The sequence below is a fragment of the Streptomyces sp. NPDC041122 genome (assembly GCF_055592445.1).
Map to the genome: position 1 here is coordinate 431,406 of NZ_JBVIYQ010000001.1, position 17,868 is coordinate 449,273.

General features: G+C 71.7%; 19 protein-coding genes. 7 read left to right on the forward strand and 12 right to left on the reverse strand.

All coding sequences use genetic code 11. The features are described 5' to 3' along the window. Positions 1 to 16: 16 nt before the first annotated feature. The 4 genes from ACZ6B8_RS01885 to leuA all read right to left on the reverse strand — a co-directional run bounded on the left by ACZ6B8_RS01885 (position 17) and on the right by leuA (position 4,604). Entirely contained in the window at positions 17 to 694 is a 678-nt protein-coding gene (locus ACZ6B8_RS01885; RefSeq protein ID WP_471074214.1) for a response regulator, read from the reverse strand. After that, positions 691 to 1,944 carry a sensor histidine kinase gene (locus tag ACZ6B8_RS01890; protein WP_471605987.1) on the reverse strand — a complete coding sequence of 418 codons (1,254 nt, stop codon included), beginning with the start codon at positions 1,942 to 1,944 and terminating at the stop codon, positions 691 to 693. Before ACZ6B8_RS01890 ends, ACZ6B8_RS01885 begins: the two co-directional genes overlap by 4 nt. 36 nt (positions 1,945 to 1,980) lie before the next feature. Continuing rightward, positions 1,981 to 2,712, reverse strand: coding sequence for a TerB family tellurite resistance protein (locus ACZ6B8_RS01895; RefSeq protein ID WP_471605988.1), 732 nt, complete (start codon positions 2,710 to 2,712; stop codon positions 1,981 to 1,983). A 170-nt stretch (positions 2,713 to 2,882) separates the two neighbouring features. Beyond that, on the reverse strand, positions 2,883 to 4,604 hold the full coding sequence (gene leuA / locus ACZ6B8_RS01900) for a 2-isopropylmalate synthase (protein ID WP_471605989.1): 1,722 nt from the start codon (positions 4,602 to 4,604) through the stop codon (positions 2,883 to 2,885). Between the two features lie 325 nt (positions 4,605 to 4,929). Between leuA and ACZ6B8_RS01905 the strand changes: the two genes are divergently transcribed. From ACZ6B8_RS01905 to ACZ6B8_RS01920, 4 genes are all read left to right on the forward strand, one after another. Further along, the gene (locus ACZ6B8_RS01905) at positions 4,930 to 6,009 is read left to right on the forward strand and encodes a M4 family metallopeptidase (RefSeq protein WP_471074203.1); all 1,080 of its coding nucleotides are present in this window, start codon (positions 4,930 to 4,932) and stop codon (positions 6,007 to 6,009) included. Between the two features lie 43 nt (positions 6,010 to 6,052). After that, on the forward strand, positions 6,053 to 6,319 hold the full coding sequence (locus tag ACZ6B8_RS01910) for a protealysin inhibitor emfourin (protein ID WP_471074200.1): 267 nt from the start codon (positions 6,053 to 6,055) through the stop codon (positions 6,317 to 6,319). 83 nt (positions 6,320 to 6,402) lie between these two features. Beyond that, positions 6,403 to 7,773, forward strand: coding sequence for a GH1 family beta-glucosidase (locus ACZ6B8_RS01915; RefSeq protein WP_471074197.1), 1,371 nt, complete (start codon positions 6,403 to 6,405; stop codon positions 7,771 to 7,773). Then, positions 7,770 to 9,008, forward strand: coding sequence for an MFS transporter (locus ACZ6B8_RS01920; protein ID WP_471605990.1), 1,239 nt, complete (start codon positions 7,770 to 7,772; stop codon positions 9,006 to 9,008). Before ACZ6B8_RS01915 ends, ACZ6B8_RS01920 begins: the two co-directional genes overlap by 4 nt. Positions 9,009 to 9,031: 23 nt before the next feature. Here the strand turns inward: ACZ6B8_RS01920 and era are convergent, their stop codons facing one another. Continuing rightward, positions 9,032 to 9,994, reverse strand: a complete 963-nt coding sequence (era, locus tag ACZ6B8_RS01925) for a GTPase Era (protein ID WP_440581997.1) — start codon at positions 9,992 to 9,994, stop codon at positions 9,032 to 9,034. A gap of 156 nt (positions 9,995 to 10,150) precedes the next feature. Here era and ACZ6B8_RS01930 point away from each other — a divergent pair, with 156 nt between their 5' ends. Together ACZ6B8_RS01930 and ACZ6B8_RS01935 are read left to right on the forward strand one after the other, a co-directional pair. Continuing rightward, complete coding sequence (locus ACZ6B8_RS01930; RefSeq protein ID WP_471605991.1) at positions 10,151 to 11,449, forward strand: ammonium transporter; 1,299 nt, start codon at positions 10,151 to 10,153, stop codon at positions 11,447 to 11,449. Next, the gene (locus ACZ6B8_RS01935; protein WP_355808452.1) at positions 11,446 to 11,784 is read left to right on the forward strand and encodes a P-II family nitrogen regulator; all 339 of its coding nucleotides are present in this window, start codon (positions 11,446 to 11,448) and stop codon (positions 11,782 to 11,784) included. Before ACZ6B8_RS01930 ends, ACZ6B8_RS01935 begins: the two co-directional genes overlap by 4 nt. 279 nt (positions 11,785 to 12,063) lie before the next feature. Here the strand turns inward: ACZ6B8_RS01935 and ACZ6B8_RS01940 are convergent, their stop codons facing one another. The 3 genes from ACZ6B8_RS01940 to ACZ6B8_RS01950 form a co-directional block, all read right to left on the reverse strand. Then, the gene (locus tag ACZ6B8_RS01940) at positions 12,064 to 12,417 is read right to left on the reverse strand and encodes a cytidine deaminase (RefSeq protein ID WP_471074185.1); all 354 of its coding nucleotides are present in this window, start codon (positions 12,415 to 12,417) and stop codon (positions 12,064 to 12,066) included. A gap of 140 nt (positions 12,418 to 12,557) precedes the next feature. Continuing rightward, positions 12,558 to 12,770: a DUF397 domain-containing protein gene (locus ACZ6B8_RS01945; RefSeq protein WP_471074183.1), complete on the reverse strand. Its 213-nt coding sequence runs from the start codon at positions 12,768 to 12,770 to the stop codon at positions 12,558 to 12,560. 149 nt (positions 12,771 to 12,919) lie between these two features. Further along, positions 12,920 to 13,819 carry a helix-turn-helix domain-containing protein gene (locus ACZ6B8_RS01950; RefSeq protein ID WP_471074180.1) on the reverse strand — a complete coding sequence of 300 codons (900 nt, stop codon included), beginning with the start codon at positions 13,817 to 13,819 and terminating at the stop codon, positions 12,920 to 12,922. Positions 13,820 to 14,239: 420 nt separating this feature from the next. On the opposite strand from ACZ6B8_RS01950, the gene ACZ6B8_RS01955 reads away from it, so the two are divergent. Further along, positions 14,240 to 14,368: a hypothetical protein gene (locus ACZ6B8_RS01955; RefSeq protein ID WP_362367117.1), complete on the forward strand. Its 129-nt coding sequence runs from the start codon at positions 14,240 to 14,242 to the stop codon at positions 14,366 to 14,368. Between the two features lie 204 nt (positions 14,369 to 14,572). Here ACZ6B8_RS01955 and ACZ6B8_RS01960 read toward each other — a convergent pair whose 3' ends face one another. The 4 genes from ACZ6B8_RS01960 to ACZ6B8_RS01975 are packed head-to-tail and all read right to left on the reverse strand — an operon-like array spanning position 14,573 to position 17,773. Beyond that, on the reverse strand, positions 14,573 to 14,929 hold the full coding sequence (locus ACZ6B8_RS01960) for an MmcQ/YjbR family DNA-binding protein (protein ID WP_471074177.1): 357 nt from the start codon (positions 14,927 to 14,929) through the stop codon (positions 14,573 to 14,575). Beyond that, on the reverse strand, positions 14,926 to 16,242 hold the full coding sequence (locus tag ACZ6B8_RS01965) for a hemolysin family protein (protein ID WP_471074174.1): 1,317 nt from the start codon (positions 16,240 to 16,242) through the stop codon (positions 14,926 to 14,928). Before ACZ6B8_RS01965 ends, ACZ6B8_RS01960 begins: the two co-directional genes overlap by 4 nt. A gap of 4 nt (positions 16,243 to 16,246) precedes the next feature. Next, positions 16,247 to 16,744, reverse strand: a complete 498-nt coding sequence (ybeY, locus tag ACZ6B8_RS01970; protein WP_471074171.1) for an rRNA maturation RNase YbeY — start codon at positions 16,742 to 16,744, stop codon at positions 16,247 to 16,249. Between the two features lie 12 nt (positions 16,745 to 16,756). Beyond that, positions 16,757 to 17,773 carry a PhoH family protein gene (locus ACZ6B8_RS01975; protein WP_471605992.1) on the reverse strand — a complete coding sequence of 339 codons (1,017 nt, stop codon included), beginning with the start codon at positions 17,771 to 17,773 and terminating at the stop codon, positions 16,757 to 16,759. Between the last annotated feature and the right edge of the window lie 95 nt (positions 17,774 to 17,868).

Consider the following 17,868-nt stretch of genomic DNA (forward strand, 5'->3'; position numbering starts at 1 on the left):
CCGGCCGCCCCGCGGCTCAGGGCGTCGGCACCGATCCCGGTGCGACCAGACCCGACTCGTAGGCCATGATGACCAGTTGGGCCCGGTCGCGGGCGCTCAGCTTGCCCATGATGCGGCTGACGTGGGTCTTCGCGGTCAGCGGGCTCAGCCCCAGGGTGTCGGCGATCTCCTGGTTGTTCAGGCCGCGCGCGACGAGCCGCAGCACCTGCCGCTCCCGCTCCGAGAGGCCCTCGGGCCCGCCCGTGACGGGCTCCCCGGTGTCCGGCCCGCGCAGCACCCGGGCGATCAGGCGGGCCGTGGGGCCGGGCGAGAGGAGCGCGTCGCCGGCGGCCACCGTGCGGATGGCGTCCAGGAGTTCGGCCGGCCGGGTGTCCTTGACCAGGAACCCGGAGGCGCCCGCCCGCAGCGCGTCGACGACGTGCTCGTCCGTGTCGTACGTGGTCAGCACCAGCACCTTCACGTCCGCGAGGGCCGGGTCCGCCGCGAGCAGCCGGGTCGCCTCGATGCCGTCGAGCTCCGGCATGCGGATGTCCATGACGACGAGGTCCGGGCGCTCGGAGCGGGCCAGCTCGACCGCCGCGCGCCCGGTGCCCGCCTGTCCCACCACCGTCATGCCGGGCGCCGAGTCGACGAGCATCGCGAACGCGGCGCGCACCAACGTCTGGTCGTCGGCGAGCAGCACCCGAACGGTCATCGCGGGCCTCCCAGGGCCAGGGGTGCGAGCGGCAGCACCGCCGACACCAGGAAGCCGCCCCCGGGCCGCGGCCCCGCGTCGAGGGTGCCGCCCACCGTGCGGGCCCGCTCCCGCATCCCGAGGAGCCCGAATCCCGGCGCGCGGTCGGCCTCCCCGTCCTCGGCCCCGCCGCCGCTCCCGTCGTCCGCGACACGTACGCACAGCGCCGCGTCCTCGGCGCGCACCGACACCCGCACGGTGCTGCCGGCGCCCGCGTGCCGCACCACGTTGGTGAGCGCCTCCTGCACGATGCGGTAGGCCGCGGCGCCGACGGCCGCCGGCGCCTCGCACTCGGCGACCGTCAGCTCGACCCGGGCGCCCGCCGTGCGGGCCGACTCGGCGAGGTCGGCCAGCCCGTCGAGGCCGGGCAGCGGCCCCCTGCTCTCGTCCTCGGCGCCGGAGCGCAACACCTGGAGGGTGGCGCGGAGTTCACCGCGGGCGCTGCGGCAGGTCTCGGCCACGTCGTCGAGCGCCCTGGCGACGGCCGCGCGGTCGAGGCGGCCGGGATCGGCGGCCAGGACGTGCGCGGCGACCGAGGTCTGGACGCCGACCAGGGTGATGCTGTGCGCGAGCAGGTCGTGCAGGTCGCGGGCGACCCGCAGCCGCTCCTCGGCGACCCGGCGGCGCGCCTCCTCCTCGCGGGTGCGCTCCGCGCGCTCGGCCCGCTCGAGCACGGAGCTGACGTACTGCCGGTGGATCCGCACGTACACGCCGAGCAGCAGGAACGACACGATCCAGCCGGAGATGCGCAGTGTCTGGGCGCCCTCGGCCATGCCCTCACGGAACTTCAGGCCCAGCAGGATGCCCATGACGGCGACGCCGACGAGGGCGGTGACGCGGGGCCGGGAGCGGGAGGCCACGGTGAACAGGCCGGCCATGGTGGCCGCCACGGGAGCGGTGTGGTTGGTGTCGAGCAGGTGGTAGGGCAGCAGGAACGCGATCATGACGGTCAGCACGCGCAACGGGGCGCGGCGCCGCCAGACGACGGTGACGTGCACGGCGATCAGGAGCAGCCAGCCGAGCACGCCGGGCGGGTCGCCGTTGTCCCGTACGACCAGGACGAGCACGAGTGAGCTGACGGCCATGGCGAGGGCCAACAGGGCGTCGGTGCGCAGCCGTTCACCCGGGGCCCCGGGCCCGAGGAGGCGCTCGACGAGGGCCCTGCGGGCGGCGGCGGGGGCCGTGCCCCGGACCGCGACAGGTGATTCCACCGCTCCATCCTCCGGTACGCGGGCGTCCCGCCGGCGTCAGGACGGTGTGCGCGCCGTCGCGAGGAGGCGGGTCACGTCCTCCGTGCAAATCGTCAGCGCGCAGCCCGCCGTGGTGAGCACGTCGCGTTCGGCCGGGGTGTAGGGGCCGTCGGCGAGGGCGATGCGGGCGCCCTTGAGGAGCAGGGCCTCGCGTCCTGCCGGGGCGAGGTGCGGGGCCAGCGGGCCGAGCGCCTCGTGGAGCTCGATGGCGAGGCCGGGGCCGCAGTCGGGTTCGGTGGCGCGTCCGGCGTCCCGGGCGAGCGCGTCGACCAGCGCGACGAGCTGCTCCTCGGTGCAGTCGTCGTGGCCCGCGCCGTGCAGCGCGGCGACGGCGGTGTCCAGGGTGGGGCGGGCGGCGGTACCGCCGGTGGACAGGACCGCGAGGACCAGGGTGTGGACGGCCTCGCGGAGCATCGCGGAGAGCCGGGTGGTGGTGGGGTGGTCGAGGACGTCCGGGTCGAAGAGGTCCTGGCAGGCGGCGCACTGGACGACGGGCCCGCGGGTGCCGCGCGGCACGACGGGCAGGCCGAGCAGGACGAAGCGGCGCCGGCCGGTGAGCCGCTGGTAGTTGCGGTCGCCGCCGCAGGCCGGACAGAAGAACTCGCCGTCGCCCACGGTGTCCCAGGCGGTGTGCATGCCGATGACGCGTCTGCACAGCGCTCGTCCGCGCGAGACCGGCTTGAGGGGGATGCGGGTATTCCGGCCGTCCTGTCCCCGAGCTGGCAGCACCACGCACCTCCGTAACTCCCCGGCATCATTGCCGTGTTGGCGTGATGTTAGCCACATCCGTGATGCGGCGTCAGCATCTCGTACAGGAGAGCGGGCCGGACATGGCCGGGAGACGACGCGGCCCCGCCCGCCGGATCGGCGGACGGGGCCGGGTGAAACCGGTCGGAGTACTAGCGCGCCGCGCGGTTGACGGCGGAGACGGCGGCCTTCAGGGAGGCGCGCGTGGTGTTCGCGTCGATGCCGATGCCCCACAGCACCTTGTCGCCGATGGCGCACTCGATGTACGAGGCGGCCTGCGCGGACGCGCCCTCGCTCATGGTGTGCTCCTGGTAGTCCAGCAGGCGCACGTCGATGCCGATGCCCTGCAGCGCGTCGAAGAACGCGGAGATCGGGCCGTTGCCGGAACCGGTCAGGACGGTGTCCGCGCCGTCCAGGGTGGCCTCGACGGTGAGGGTGTCGACGCCGTCCTTGTCGGTCGTCGTCTGGCCGTTCTTGACCTGAATCCGCCCCCAGGGGTTCGCCGGGTTCGGCAGGTACTCGTCCTGGAAGACGCTCCAGATCGCATCCGGCGTGACCTCGCCGCCCTCGGCGTCGGTCTTGTTCTGGATGATCTTCGAGAACTCGATCTGCATGCGGCGCGGCAGGTCCAGCTTGTGGTCGTTCTGCAGGACGTAGGCGATGCCACCCTTGCCGGACTGCGAGTTGACGCGGATGACGGCCTCGTAGGAGCGGCCGACGTCCTTGGGGTCGATGGGCAGGTACGGCACGGCCCACTCGATGTCGTCGACGGTCTTGCCGGCGGCCGCGGCGCGGCTCTCCAGCGCGTCGAAGCCCTTCTTGATGGCGTCCTGGTGGGAGCCGGAGAAGGCGGTGTAGACCAGGTCGCCCGCGTAGGGGTGGCGCGGGTGGACCTCCATCTGCGTGCAGTACTCGTACACGCGGCGGACCTCGTCGATGTCCGAGAAGTCGATCTGCGGGTCGACGCCCTGCGAGAAGAGGTTCATGCCCAGGGTGACCAGGTCGACGTTGCCGGTGCGCTCGCCCTGGCCGAACAGGCAGCCCTCGACGCGGTCGCCGCCGGCCATCACGGCCAGCTCGGCGGCGGCGACAGCGGTGCCGCGGTCGTTGTGCGGGTGGATGGAGAGGCAGACGTGCTCACGCCGGGACAGGTTGCGCGACATCCACTCGAAGCGGTCCGCGTGGGTGGAGGGCGTGGAGCGCTCCACGGTGGCGGGCAGGTTGAGGATGATCTCGCGCTCGGCGTCGGGCTGCCATACATCCATGACGCCCTCGCAGACCTCCAGGGCGAAGTCCAGCTCGGTGTCGGTGAAGATCTCCGGGCTGTACTGGTAGCCGAAGGTCGTCCGGTCGTCCAGCAGCTTCTCGGCGTACTCCACGACCAGGCGGGTGCCGTCGACGGCGATCTGCTTCACGGCGTCGCGCGAGCCGCGGAAGACCACGTCGCGCCAGACGGGGGCCGTCGCGTTGTACAGGTGGACCGTGGCGCGGCGGGCGCCCTTCAGGGACTCCACGGTGCGCTCGATGAGCTCCTCGCGGGCCTGGGTCAGGACGGAGATGGTCACGTCCTCGGGGATCGCGTCCTCGTCCTCGATGATCGAGCGCACGAAGTCGAAGTCGGTCTGGCCCGACGAGGGGAAGCCGACCTCGATCTCCTTGTAGCCCATGCGCACCAGCAGGTCGAACATGGCGCGCTTGCGGGCCGGGGACATCGGGTCGATCAGCGCCTGGTTGCCGTCGCGCAGGTCGGTGGAGAGCCAGCGGGGGGCGACGGTGATCCGGTTGTCGGGCCAGGTGCGGTCGGGGATGGCGACCTGCTCGTACTGCCCGTACTTGTGGATCGGCATGGAGGTGGGGCGCTGGAAGTTCGCCATGATGCGTGGGCTCCTCGAAAGGGTGTCCGCTGGATCCTCGGCGGAAGGGGTCTCCACCGGGGGACGGCCGACGGTCTGAGCGCAACACCGAACTCCGCGGGGAGGGGGTCGGCCTCGTCTACAGGCCCTCGCCGCGGCAGCTAAGAAGGAGCAGCCCGAATCGCATGATGTGCCGCAGCCTAGCCGAGACGCCCGTGGCGCGCGGGCCCGTATCAGTATGCGGGATCACCGGCAGGTAACGGGTATGGCGTGATCAATACCTCTATTTCACTAATCCTGGTCGCGGGTAGTGACAGCGGCATGACCCAGTGCCACATTGCACGCCATGACCGCCAACCCGGCAGGCTTCGAGCCTGTCTTCTGCACGATCGTGCCGCCCCACGTCCTGGACACGCTGGCCCAGAGCCAGGACCCCGCGCTCGCCGGTCCCGCCCGCCGCACCCTCCAGCGGGACGCCTTCGAGCGCACCCAGCGCCGCATGACCACCGTGATCGGCGCCCCCGGCGTGGCCGCGCCCAAGGAGGCCGCCGAGGGAAAGCCGCACCGCACCATCTACGACGCCAGGCACCGCACCGACCTGCCGGGCCGCAAGGTCCGCGGCGAGGGCGACAAGCCGGGCAAGGACGCCACCGTCAACCGCGCGTACGCGGGCCTCGGCGCGACCTTCGAGCTCTACCAGAAGGCGTACGAGCGCATCTCCATCGACGGCAGCGGGCTGCCGCTGACCGCGACGGTGCACTACTCCGAGGAGTACAACAACGCCTTCTGGAACGGCGAGCAGATGGTGTTCGGCGACGGTGACGGCGAGATCTTCCTGGACTTCACCATCCCCGTGGACGTCATCGGCCACGAGCTGACCCACGGCGTCACGCAGTACACGGCGAACCTCACGTACTTCGGCCAGCCGGGCGCCCTGAACGAGTCGCTGTCGGACGTCTTCGGCTCGATGATCAAGCAGTACACGCTCGGCCAGACCGCCGCCGACGCCGACTGGCTGATCGGCGCGGGGCTGCTCGCCCCGCGCGTCAGCGGCAAGGCGCTGCGCTCGATGAAGGAGCCCGGCACGGCGTACGACGACGACGTGCTCGGCAAGGACCCGCAGCCCGCCGACATGGACCACTTCGTCAGGACCGGCCGCGACAACGGCGGCGTGCACATCAACTCGGGCATCCCCAACCGCGCCTTCTTCCTGGTCGCCGACGCGCTCGGCGGTCACTCCTGGGAGCGGGCCGGCGAGATCTGGTACGCCGTCCTGACCGGCGGTGAGCTGGCGCAGGACGCGTCCTTCAGCGACTTCGCGAAGCTGACCGTCGCGGCGGCGCGCGCGAAGTACGGCGACGGGGACGAGCTCAAGGCCGTCATCGACGCGTGGTCCACGGTCAAGGTGCCGGCCACGGACGGCTGACGGGGCGCTACCGGCCGCCCACCCGGTGCAGTAGACAGGACCCATGCGTATCCAGGTGAAGCGGACCGGAGGATTCGCGGGCATCGACCGGCACGCCGAGGTGGACACCTCGGAGCTGGCCGATGCCCCGGACTGGCACGACCTGGCCGAACAGGCCCTGACCGAGGGAAGGAGCACCCCGCCCGCCGGGGTGCCGGACGGCTTCCAGTACCAGCTGACGGTGGACGGGCGGACGGTGTACTGCGCGGACCCGCGGCTGAGCGAGCCGCAGCGGAAGCTGATCTCGCGGGTGCTGAAGGAAGGTGCGTAGCTCCGGGGAAAAGCTGAGCTTTGTTCAACTTGTCGCCGCACGCCCATTGACTTCCGTGTGCGCCGGTCCGGAAGATCCCGCCCATGGCAGCGAGTGCGGCGACACCGGCGAGCGAACCCCTCCCCTCCTTCCCCCGCGACTTCCTGTGGGGCGTCTCCACATCGGCCCACCAGATCGAGGGCGCCGCCGACCGGCGCGGCGCCTCGGTGTGGGACGCGTTCACGGCCGTGCCGGGCAACGTGAAGGACGGCACCACGGCCGAGGTCGCGTGCGACCACTACCACCGCTACCGCGAGGACGTCGCGCTCGTCCGTGACCTCGGCGTGGACGCGTACCGCTTCTCGGTCTCCTGGCCGCGGGTCCTGCCCACCGGCGCCGGCGCGGTGGATCCGGCGGGCCTGGACTTCTACGACCGGCTCGTCGACGAGCTGTGCACGGCCGGCGTGCGCCCCGTCGCCACCCTCTTCCACTGGGACACCCCGCTGGTGCTCCAGGAGGCGGGCGGCTGGCTGGACCGGCGGACCGCCGAGCGGTTCGCCGACTACGCGGCGGTGGTCGCGGCCCGCATCGGCGACCGCGTCACCAAGTGGATCACCCTCAACGAACCGGCGGAGCACACCCTGCTCGGCCACGCCCTCGGCCAGCACGCGCCCGGTCAGCGGCTCCTCTTCGACGCGCTGCCCGCCGCCCACCACCAGCTCCTCGCGCACGGCCTCGCGGTACGGGCGCTGCGCGCGGCCGGCGCCCACGACATCGGCATCGCCAACTCGCACGGCCCCACCTGGCCGGCCTCGGCCGCTCCGGAGGACACGGCCGCCGCCGACCTCTACGACGTGCTCCTCAACCGCCTCTTCGCCGACCCGCTGCTCCTCGGCCGCTACCCGGACGGCATCGCGGAGCTGATGCCCGGCGACGACCTCGACGCCGACCTGAAGGTCATCGCGGAGCCGCTCGACTGGTACGGGATCAACTTCTACCAGCCGACGAAGGTGGGCGCCCCGCTCCCCGAGGGCACCGGCGGGGAGTTCGCCGGGGTCGCGCTCCCGCCCGAACTCCCCTTCTCGCCACGGGAGATCGAGGGCCACCCGGTCACCGACTTCGGCTGGCCGGTCGTCCCCGAGGCGCTGACCGAACTGCTCACCGCCTTCCGCGACCGCTACGGCGACCACCTCCCGCCGCTGGTGATCACCGAGAACGGCTGCTCGTACGAGGGCCTGGACGACCAGGAGCGGATCGCCTACCTGGACGGCCATCTGCGGGCGCTGCACCGGGCGTTGGAGGCCGGGGTGGACGTGCGCGGCTACTTCGTCTGGTCGCTCATCGACAACTTCGAGTGGGCGGAGGGATACCGGCGCCGGTTCGGCCTGGTGCACGTCGACCACGCCACGCAGACCCGCACCCCGAAGGCGTCGTACCACTGGCTGCGCGAGGTGCTGCGGGCGCGCCGCCCATGACCACGGCCGCGCTGCGGGAGCCGACGGAGCGGGTCGGCCGGGGCTGGACGGCCACCCTGTCGGTCGCCAACGGCGCGATCTGGGTGGGCTGGTACGGGCCGCTGCAGATCCTGCTCGCGGTGCAGGCGGAGGACCTGGCCCCGGCCGGCACGTCGAAGGAGTCGGTGCTCGCCTGGGTGACGGGCGCCGGCGCGGTCGTCTCGCTGGCCGCGAACCCGCTCTTCGGCGCGCTCTCGGACCGCACCGCCTCCCGGTGGGGCCGGCGCACCCCGTGGATCGTGGCGGGCACGGCGGGCGGCGCCGTCTCGCTGCTGCTGCTCGCCGCGGCGGGCTCGGTGTGGTGGCTCGCGGCGGGCTGGTGCCTGGTCCAACTGACCCTGAACGCCGCCTTCGCCGCGGTCACGGCCGCCGTCCCGGACCGGGTGCCGCGGCTCCAGCGGGGCTCGGTGGGCGGCTGGCTCGGGGCGGCGCAGCTGCTCGGCGTGGTCGTCGGCACGGGGCTCGCGACGGTGGCGGGCGGGACGGGCGCGGGGTACGCGGCGTGCGCCCTGTTCACCGTGGTGGGCGTGGCGCCCCACGTCGTACGCCACCGTGATCCCCGGCTCGCGGCCGCCGACCGGCCGCTATGGGACCTGCGGGCCTTCCTCACCGGGTTCCTGCTGAGCCCGCGCCGCCACCCGGACCTCGCCTGGGCCTGGCTGACCCGGTTCCTGATCAACGTCAGCAACTCGGTGGTGCTGCTCTACCTGCTGTACTTCCTGCGCGACCGCCTCGATCACGCCGACCCGGACGAGGGCGTGCTGATCCTGACGGCGGTGAACGGCGCGACGATGCTGGCCACGGTCGTGGTGGGCGGCGCGTGGTCGGACCGGGTGGGCCGGCGCAAGCCGTTCGTGATCGGGGCGGGGGTGCTGATGGCGGTGGCGACGGGGCTGCTCGCGCTCTGGCAGACCTGGCCGGGCGCGCTGGTGGCGGCGGCGGTGCTCGGCATCGGCTTCGGCGTCTTCACCTCGGTGGACTTCGCCCTGATGACGGACGTGCTGCCCACCGCCATGGACCGGGGGAAGGACCTCGGCGTCATCAACATCGCCAACTCCCTTCCCCAGGTGGCGGCCCCGGCGATGGCCGCGCCGATCGTGACGCACCTGGGCGGCTACCGCACCCTGTACCTGACGGCGGCCGTGATCGGCCTCGCGGGGGCGGTACTGGTACGCAGGATCAGGGGGGTGGACTGAGAGGGACCCGTTCCGGTGGCCCCTCAGAAACCGAGCTTGCGGAGCTGGCGCGGATCCCGCTGCCAGTCCTTCGCCACCTTCACGTGCAGGTCGAGGAAGACCGGCGTGCCGAGCAGCGCCTCGATCTGCTTGCGGGACTTGATGCCGACGTCCTTCAGGCGCTTGCCCTTCGGGCCGATGATGATGCCCTTCTGGCTGGGCCGCTCGATGTAGACGAACGCGTGGATGTCGAGGAGCGGCTTGTCGGCGGGCCGGTCCTCGCGCGGCAGCATCTCCTCCACCACGACGGCGATGGAGTGCGGCAGCTCGTCGCGCACGCCCTCCAGCGCGGCCTCGCGGATCAGCTCGGCGACCATGACCTGCTCGGGCTCGTCCGTGAGGTCGCCCTCGGGGTAGAGCGCGGGGCCCTCGGGCAGCAGCGGCACGATCAGGTCGGCGAGCAGCCCGACCTGCTGGTCGCCGACGGCCGACACCGGGACGATCTCGGCCCACTGGAAGCCGAGCTCCGCGCCGAGCTGGTCGATGGCGATGAGCTGCTCGGCGAGCGTCTTGCTGTCGACGAGGTCGGTCTTGGTGACGATCGCGATCTTCGGCGTCTTCTTGATGGAGGCGAGCTCCTTGGCGATGAACCGGTCGCCGGGCCCGAGCTTCTCGTTGGCGGGCAGGCAGAAGCCGATCACGTCGACCTCGGCCCACGTCGTGCGCACGACGTCGTTGAGCCGCTCGCCGAGGAGGGTGCGCGGCTTGTGCAGGCCGGGGGTGTCGACCAGGATCATCTGGGCGTCCGGCCGGTGCACGATGCCGCGGACGGTGTGCCGCGTGGTCTGCGGCTGGTTCGCGGTGATCGCGACCTTCTTGCCGACCAGAGCGTTCGTGAGGGTGGACTTGCCCGCGTTGGGGCGGCCGACGAAGCAGGCGAAGCCGGCGCGGTGGACGGCCTCGGACGGCTCGGCTGATGACGGGGTACGAACGCTCATGGCGCCCATTGTCCCTGATCCCCGGAGCCCCGCCGCACCGCACCGCCCGCCGGGGGCCGGGCGACGGTGCGAGGGAGGGTCCCGCGCCCCGGCCCGCCGACACGAAACACGGCGGAAACCCGTGGTTGCCCGTTACGAAACGCGCGGCGGTGACGCTCTCCCCCCATGACGACCTTCGCCGCCCCCCACCTCGACACGGGCGACACCGCCTGGCTGCTCGCGGCCACCGCGCTCGTCCTCCTGATGACGCCGGGCCTCGCCCTCTTCTACGGCGGCATGGTCCGCACGAAGAGCGTCCTGAACATGCTGCTCATGTCCTTCGTCGCGATCGCCCTGGTCACCGTGGTGTGGCTGGTCGCCGGGTACTCCCTGGCCTTCGGCGACGACGTCTTCGCCGGTCTGATCGGCGGCCTCGACCACGCCGGCCTGGCGGGCATCGGCCCCGACTCCCTGACCGGCACGGTGCCCACCCTCCTGTTCACCACCTTCCAGCTGACCTTCGCGGTCATCACGGCGGCGCTGATCAGCGGCGCGATCGCGGACCGGACCAGGTTCGCGGCCTGGCTCGTCTTCGTCCCGGTGTGGACGCTGCTCGTATACGTTCCCGTCGCGCACTGGGTGTGGGGCCCGGACGGCTGGATCGCGGACTCGCTGGGCGCCCTGGACTTCGCGGGCGGCCTGGTCGTGGAGATCGCGTCCGGCGCCTCGGGCCTCGCGCTGTGCCTGGTGCTCGGCCCGCGCATCGGGTTCCGCAAGGAGGCGATGCGCCCGCACAACCTGCCCATGGTCCTGATGGGCGCGGGCCTGCTCTGGTTCGGGTGGCTCGGCTTCAACGGCGGCTCGGCGCTCGGCGCGACCGGCCTCGCGGCGGCGTCGCTGCTCAACACGCTGGTCGCCGGCTGCACGGGGCTGCTCGGCTGGCTCTTCGTGGAGCAGCGCCGCGACGGTCACCCCACCACGTTCGGCGCGGCGTCCGGCGCGGTGGCGGGCCTGGTCGCGATCACTCCGTCGTGCGGGGTGGTCGGCGTCCCCGGCGCGGCGGCGACCGGTCTCGCGGCGGGCGTCGTCTGCTCCTACGCCGTCGCGTGGAAGTTCCGCCTCGGCTACGACGACTCCCTCGACGTGGTCGGCGTGCACCTGGTGGGCGGCGTCGTCGGCACGCTCCTGATCGGCCTGTTCGCGACGGCCACGATGACGAAGGGCGCGGAGGGCCTCCTGTACGGGGGCGGCGCGGCGCAGCTGGGCAAGCAGACGGTGGCGGTGCTGGCCGTCGCGGCGTACACCTTCACCGTCACGTACGGGATCGGGAAGGCCGTCGACAAGCTGATGGGCTTCCGGGCGTCGGCGGAGGACGAGCAGACGGGCCTGGACCAGACACAGCACGCGGAGAGCGCCTACGATCACGGCGTCCTGGTGGGCCCGGTGGGCTCCGCCTCGGTGAAGAAGGGGAGCCACGTCGCATGAAGCTGATCACCGCGGTCATCAAGCCGTTCCGCCTGGACGAGGTGAAGACGGCGCTCCAGGAACTCGGCGTGGACGGCCTGACCGTCACCGAGGCCAGCGGCTACGGCCGCCAGCGCGGACACACCGAGGTCTACCGGGGCGCGGAGTACCGGGTGGACCTGGTCCCGAAGGTCCGCGTCGAGGTGGTGGTCACGGACCCGGACGCGGACGCGGCGATCGACGCGATCGTCCGCGCGGCCCACACGGGCAAGATCGGCGACGGCAAGGTGTGGGCGGTCCCGGTGGAGACGGTGGTCCGGGTCCGGACGGGGGAACGCGGCCCGGACGCGGTGTGACCTCCGGTCAGGTGGACGGCGCACGGGGCTCGGCCCATCACCGGCTCCGCCGAGTTCGTCCTCGAACGCCGGACGGGCTGGAATCCCGCTCAGGTAGCCATGAATCAGCCCCTCCGGCGTTTGAGGAGCGGGGTCCGGGGCGGAGCCCCGAGGGCGCAGGCGCCGGGGGCTGAACCGTGGGGCCGAGCCGCGGCCGGCGGAGCCGCGGAATTCGGGAAGGGGCGGGATCGGGGGAAGGAACCGCCGGAGGCCGGACCTCAGCCCACCCGCACCCGAACCTCAGCCCGCCTCGACCCGCACCCGGACCTCCCCGTCGCCCCCCGCGAGGAACACCGGCGTCCCGGCCCCGCCCAGATCCCGCACGGCGGCGAGGTCCTCGGCGGAGACCTCCGCCGCCCCGGAGACGACCGCCGCCGCCTCGAGCGACTCCGCCCCGGACGCCACCGCCATCGCCACCGCGGTCCGCAGCGCGGACAACCGGAGCGAGTCCAGAGCGACCGTTCCCGCCACGTACGTCCGGCCCGTCTCGTCCCGCACGGCCGCCCCCTCGGGCACACCGTTACGGGCCCGGGCGGAACGGGCCAGGGTCACGATCTTGCGGTCCTCGGCGTCAAGCGCGGCACTCTCAGTCATGCCCCGAGCATACGGAGCGGGCCGCGTCACACCGCCACCGGATGGATCGCTCGGTGGTGCCGGCGACGGCGGCCGCGACCGCGGTCGGGCTCGGCCTGCGCAGGCGCGTATGACCCCGCGTGACGCCGGCCCGGCCCCGCTCAGGGGCGGGCCGGCGTCACGTCACCCGCACGAGGACGGGCGAGCGAGGAGACGAAGACGGACCAGGCGTCCGGGCCCACCGCGAGGACCGCGGCACGGGTGCGCGCGGAGTCACGGACCAGGACCGCCTGGCCGGTCCAGGCGATCTCCACGCAGTCGTTGCCCGCGGCGCCGCTCGCACTGCTCTTGCGCCATGCCCATGTGCTGCCCACGCTCGTCCTCCACCCCGGGTGCGGAAGGCCAGCCCACGTGGCTGGTGCAGAGGCACGTAGCACCTCTTCCAGGATAACGGCGGGTCATACGGATCCGAACGACCGGTTTCACGCCAAGGTCCCGCCGCGCAGGGGCAGTTGAGGGAGCGTCAGTCCACCGGGACGGGTGGCAGCAGACGCTCCAGATCGTCGAGGCCCTCGTCGACGCGGGCCGCCAGGAGCTGCAGCAGATCCACCGTGCGCTCCTTGATGGCGAGGTCCTCCAGCTCCCAGAACCGCTCCAGATAACGGCCGCTCTCCTCCGGCGCCTGACTGCTGTAGGAGTCGCCGCGGGGGTTCTCCAGATAGAGCGAGTCCGGCATCTCGTCGGCCTCGAACTCGAAGAGTGTGAAGGGCCCCTGGATGCCGGGGTGCGCGCCGACGCTGAACGGGAGGATCTGGATGGTCATCCTCGGCAGGGCCGCCAGTTCGGCGAGCCGCTCCAACTGCGCCCGCATGACGCCCCGTCCGCCGACCTGGCGCCGCACGACCGCCTCGTCGAGGATGTAGAACACCTCGCGGTCCCCCGACGTCAGCGTGTCCTGGCGGGAGAGCCGCACCTCGACGGCGCGCTCGACCACGTCGTCGGCGAGGCCCTTGTTGTAGGCCCGCATGATGGCGCGGCCGTACTCCTCCGTCTGCAACGGCCCGGGGACCTGAAGGGAGTTGTACGTGCGGACGATCGACGAGGACGACTCCAGGGCGAGGTAGTTCAGGAACTCCTTGCTGTACAGGTCGCGGTACTCGGTGTACGGCATTTTCCTGCTGCCGCGCGCGAGATCGAGCAGCGCCTCGATGCGCCGGCGGTCCCTGATCCCGTACGCCTCGAGGAGCGGCCGCAGGTCGTTGACGGAGATGCCGACCTCACCGGCCTCGATGCGGATCAGCTTGGAGGGACTCCACTCCATCGTGGCGGCCACCTGCCGCTGGGTGAGCTCGGCGGCGGTCCGCGCCTTGCGGAGTTCCGTGCGCAGCCGGAGCCGCTGAAGTGCCGCGCTCGGTGCGCTCATGATGGCTCCACCCCCAACCGGACCGTGCGAGGTGCAACGTAGCAGACTAGCAGCTTACTCATCGAGACCTTCCGGGACGACAGTTCACGCCACTGTCAGGAGACCCGCATTCCCTCGACGCGGCAACCGCACGGGGCCGTACGGGCGACAGTTCTCGGGTAGCTATATCGCACTTCGCGAGCCCACTTTCGGCGACGTGTCCGACAGTACTACCCATGTCGCGACGTGCGGGCTACGATACGGCAGAGGGTAGCCTGCTCAACTGACCGTCGCCGCAAGGAGGTTGAGATCACCACCGAGACGGCACACGACCACTCCATCGAGTGCCGTCGCCCGTCGGTTCCCCCTTCCTGGTGCCACCCGTTCGTGGCTCACCGCGGTATCCACGACTCGCGTGGAACCAGGAAGGAGAACAGCCCGATGGCCGAGAAGCCGGACGGGCGCCGAACCCCCCGCACGTGGACCGACTGGGTCGCCCTGTCGGCCCAGAGTGCCAGCCTCGTCTATGTGATCCAGCAGATCATCGACAGGTGGGTGCTCCACGTGTGAAAAGGGACTGACCCCGGCCTGAGGGCCGGGGCCAGCTGCGGCGGACGCCATCGCACGACGTTTCCACTCCGAGTTCCCTTGGCCGGCAGCCCGGAGTGGGAGCGTTTCGGATCCGCCCGCCACTCCATTCTGCCGCCCCGTCACCCCGATGGCGAGAGGCTGTCGGGACACTCCGCACGGTGCGTCCCGGACCCCGCGCGCCCCTCAGGGGCGGTCGAGCCGCAGCCGCTCCGCCCGGGGCAGGCTCGCCACCACCAGGTCGTACGAGTCCTCGACGAGCTCCCTGACCTGCCGGTCGGGCAGTCCTGCCGCGACCGAGACGGTGTTCCAGTGGCGCTTGTTCATGTGGTAGCCGGGCACGATCTGCGGATGCGCGGCCCGCAGCCGGACGGCGATCTCCGGCTCGCACTTGAGGTTGACGGTGAGCGGGCGCCCGTCGAGTGCCGTGAGCGCGAACATCTTCCCGGCCACCTTGAAGACCGAGGTCTCCGGGGTGAAGGGGAACTCCTCCACCGCCCCGTTGAAGGAGAGGCAGAACGCACGCAGGGCCTCGGGCGTCATGCGTTCTCCCGCTCCTTCGTGCCGCCCTCGTCGTCCTCGCCGACCGCGACCGGCTCCACGAGGACGGTCATGATGCGGTTGCGCCGGCCCGCCGCCGACTCCGCGGTGAGCTTCAACTCCCGCTCGTCCGGCAGCGACACGACCGCCGAAGCCCCGGCGATCGGGACCCGGCCCAGCCGCTTGGCGAGCAGACCGCCGACCGTCTCGACGTCCTCGTCGTCGAACTCCTCGAAGCCGAAGAGCTCCCCGAGGTCGCCGATGTCGAGCCGGGCCGTCACGCGGTAGCAGCCGTCGGCGAGCTCCTCCACGGGCGGCAGCTCGCGGTCGTACTCGTCGGTGATCTCGCCGACGATCTCCTCGAGGATGTCCTCGATGGTCACGATGCCGGCCGTGCCGCCGTACTCGTCGATGACCACGGCCACGTGGTTGCGCTCCTGCTGCATCTCGCGCAGCAGGTCACCGGCGTTCTTCGTGTCGGGCACGAAGGTCGCCGGGCGCATCGCGGTGGACACCAGGTCCGACTCGCTCTCGCGGTTGATGTGCGTCTTGCGGGCCAGGTCCTTCAGGTACACCATGCCGACGACGTCGTCCTCGCTCTCCCCCGTGACGGGGATGCGCGAGAAGCCGGAGCGCAGGGCGAGGGTGAGCGCCTGGCGGATCGTCTTGAACCGCTCGATGGCCACCAAGTCGGTGCGGGGCACCATGACTTCGCGGACGAGGGTGTCACCGAGCTCGAAGACGGAGTGGACCATGCGCCGCTCCTCGTCCTCGATCAGCGACTCCTTCTCGGCGAGGTCCACCATCGCGCGCAGCTCGGCCTCGGAGGCGAACGGCCCGCGCCGGAAGCCCTTGCCGGGCGTGAGGGCGTTGCCGATGAGGATCAACAGCGGCGGGATCGGTCCCATCACGCGGGCCAGCGGCAGCAGCACGTACGCCGCGGCGGTGGCGGTGTTCAGCGGGTGCTGGCGGCCGATGGTGCGCGGCGAGACCCCGACGGCGACATAGCTGACGAGGACCATCACGCCGATGGCGACGGCCAGCGCCTGCCAGGTCTCGTCGAACTCGCGCAGACAGGCGTAGGTCACCAGGGCCGCGGCGGCCATCTCGCACGCCACCCGCACGAGCAGCGCCACATTGAGGTAGCGGGTCGGGTCCGCGGCGACCTGCGCGAGCTTCGCGCTGCCGCGCCGCCCGGAGCGGGCCGCCTCCTCCGCCCGGAAGCTGGAGACCCGGGCGATGCCCGCCTCGGCGCAGGCGGCGAGCCAGGCCACCACCACGAGGGCGACGGCGCCGGCGATCAGCTGAAAACTCATGGCGTCAGGAGACCGTGGGCGCGGGAGAGGGGCCGGTCAGGCCCTGCTCGTCGCGCCAGCCGTCGACGATCGCGGCCTGCAGGCCGAACATCTCGGCCTTCTCGTCGGGCTCCTCGTGGTCGTAGCCGAGCAGGTGCAGCACGCCGTGGACGGTGAGGAGCTGGAGCTCCTCGTCCATGGAGTGCTGCGTCGGGGCGTCCTTGCCCTGCTGGGTCGCGACCTCGGGGCAGAGCACGATGTCACCGAGGAGGCCCTGCGGCGGCTCGTCGTCGTCCTTCATGGGCGGCCGCAGCTCGTCCATCGGGAAGGACATGACGTCCGTCGGCCCCGGCAGGTCCATCCACTGGATGTGCAGCTGCTCCATGGCGTCGGCGTCCACCACGATCACCGAGAGCTCGGAGAGGGGGTGGATGCGCATCCGCGTGAGGGCGTAGCGGGCGATGTCGAGGATCGCCTGCTCGTCGACCTCGGTTCCGGATTCGTTGTTGACGTCGATCGACATGGTGGTGCTGGTCTACTTCCCGTCGCGGCTGTCGTGCTGCTCGTACGCGTCGACGATACGGCCGACCAGCTTGTGCCGGACCACGTCGTTGGACGTGAGCCGCGAGAAGTGGATGTCCTCCACGCCGTCGAGGATCCGCTGCACCTCGCGCAGGCCGCTCTTGGTGCCGCCGGGCAGGTCGACCTGGGTGATGTCACCGGTGATGACGATCTTGGAGTCGAAGCCGAGGCGGGTGAGGAACATCTTCATCTGCTCGGCGCTGGTGTTCTGCGCCTCGTCGAGGATGATGAATGCGTCATTCAGCGTTCTGCCGCGCATGTACGCCAGCGGGGCGACCTCGATCGTCCCGGCCGCCATCAGCCGCGGGATCGAGTCCGGGTCCAGCATGTCGTGCAGCGCGTCGTAGAGCGGGCGCAGATACGGGTCGATCTTCTCGTACAGCGTGCCGGGCAGGAAGCCGAGGCGCTCGCCGGCCTCCACCGCGGGGCGGGTCAGGATGATGCGGTTGACCTGCTTGGACTGCAGGGCCTGCACGGCCTTGGCCATGGCGAGGTAGGTCTTGCCGGTGCCCGCGGGGCCGATGCCGAAGACGATGGTGTGCTTGTCGATCGCGTCGACGTACCGCTTCTGGTTCAGCGTCTTGGGGCGGATGGTGCGGCCGCGGGAGGAGAGGATGTTCTGCGTGAGGACCTCGGCGGGGGTCTCCTCCGCGCCGGTGCCGTTCTCGTCCGCCCTCAGCATGGCGATCGAGCGTTCCACTGCGTCCTCCGTCATCGGCTGACCGGTGCGGAGCACCAGCATCATCTCGTCGAACAAGCGCTGGATCAGGGCCACTTCGCGGGGGCTGCCCACAGCGCTGATCTCGTTGCCCCGGACGTGGATGTCGGCCGCCGGGAAGGCCTTCTCGATCACCCGCAGCAGGACGTCGCCGGAGCCGAGGACCGTCACCATGGGATGGCTGGCGGGGACGGTGAAGTGGGCTCGGGCCTGGTTCTGCGCTTCGGTGTGAGTCGTGGGTGTCTGAGTCATGGGCCGGCTCTGAAGGCCTGCTCATCCTCCTCGTGCGGGGCTTGTGGCCGCTCGACAGCCTTGCACTGCCAAGAGTACGACGCGGCACTGTCAGT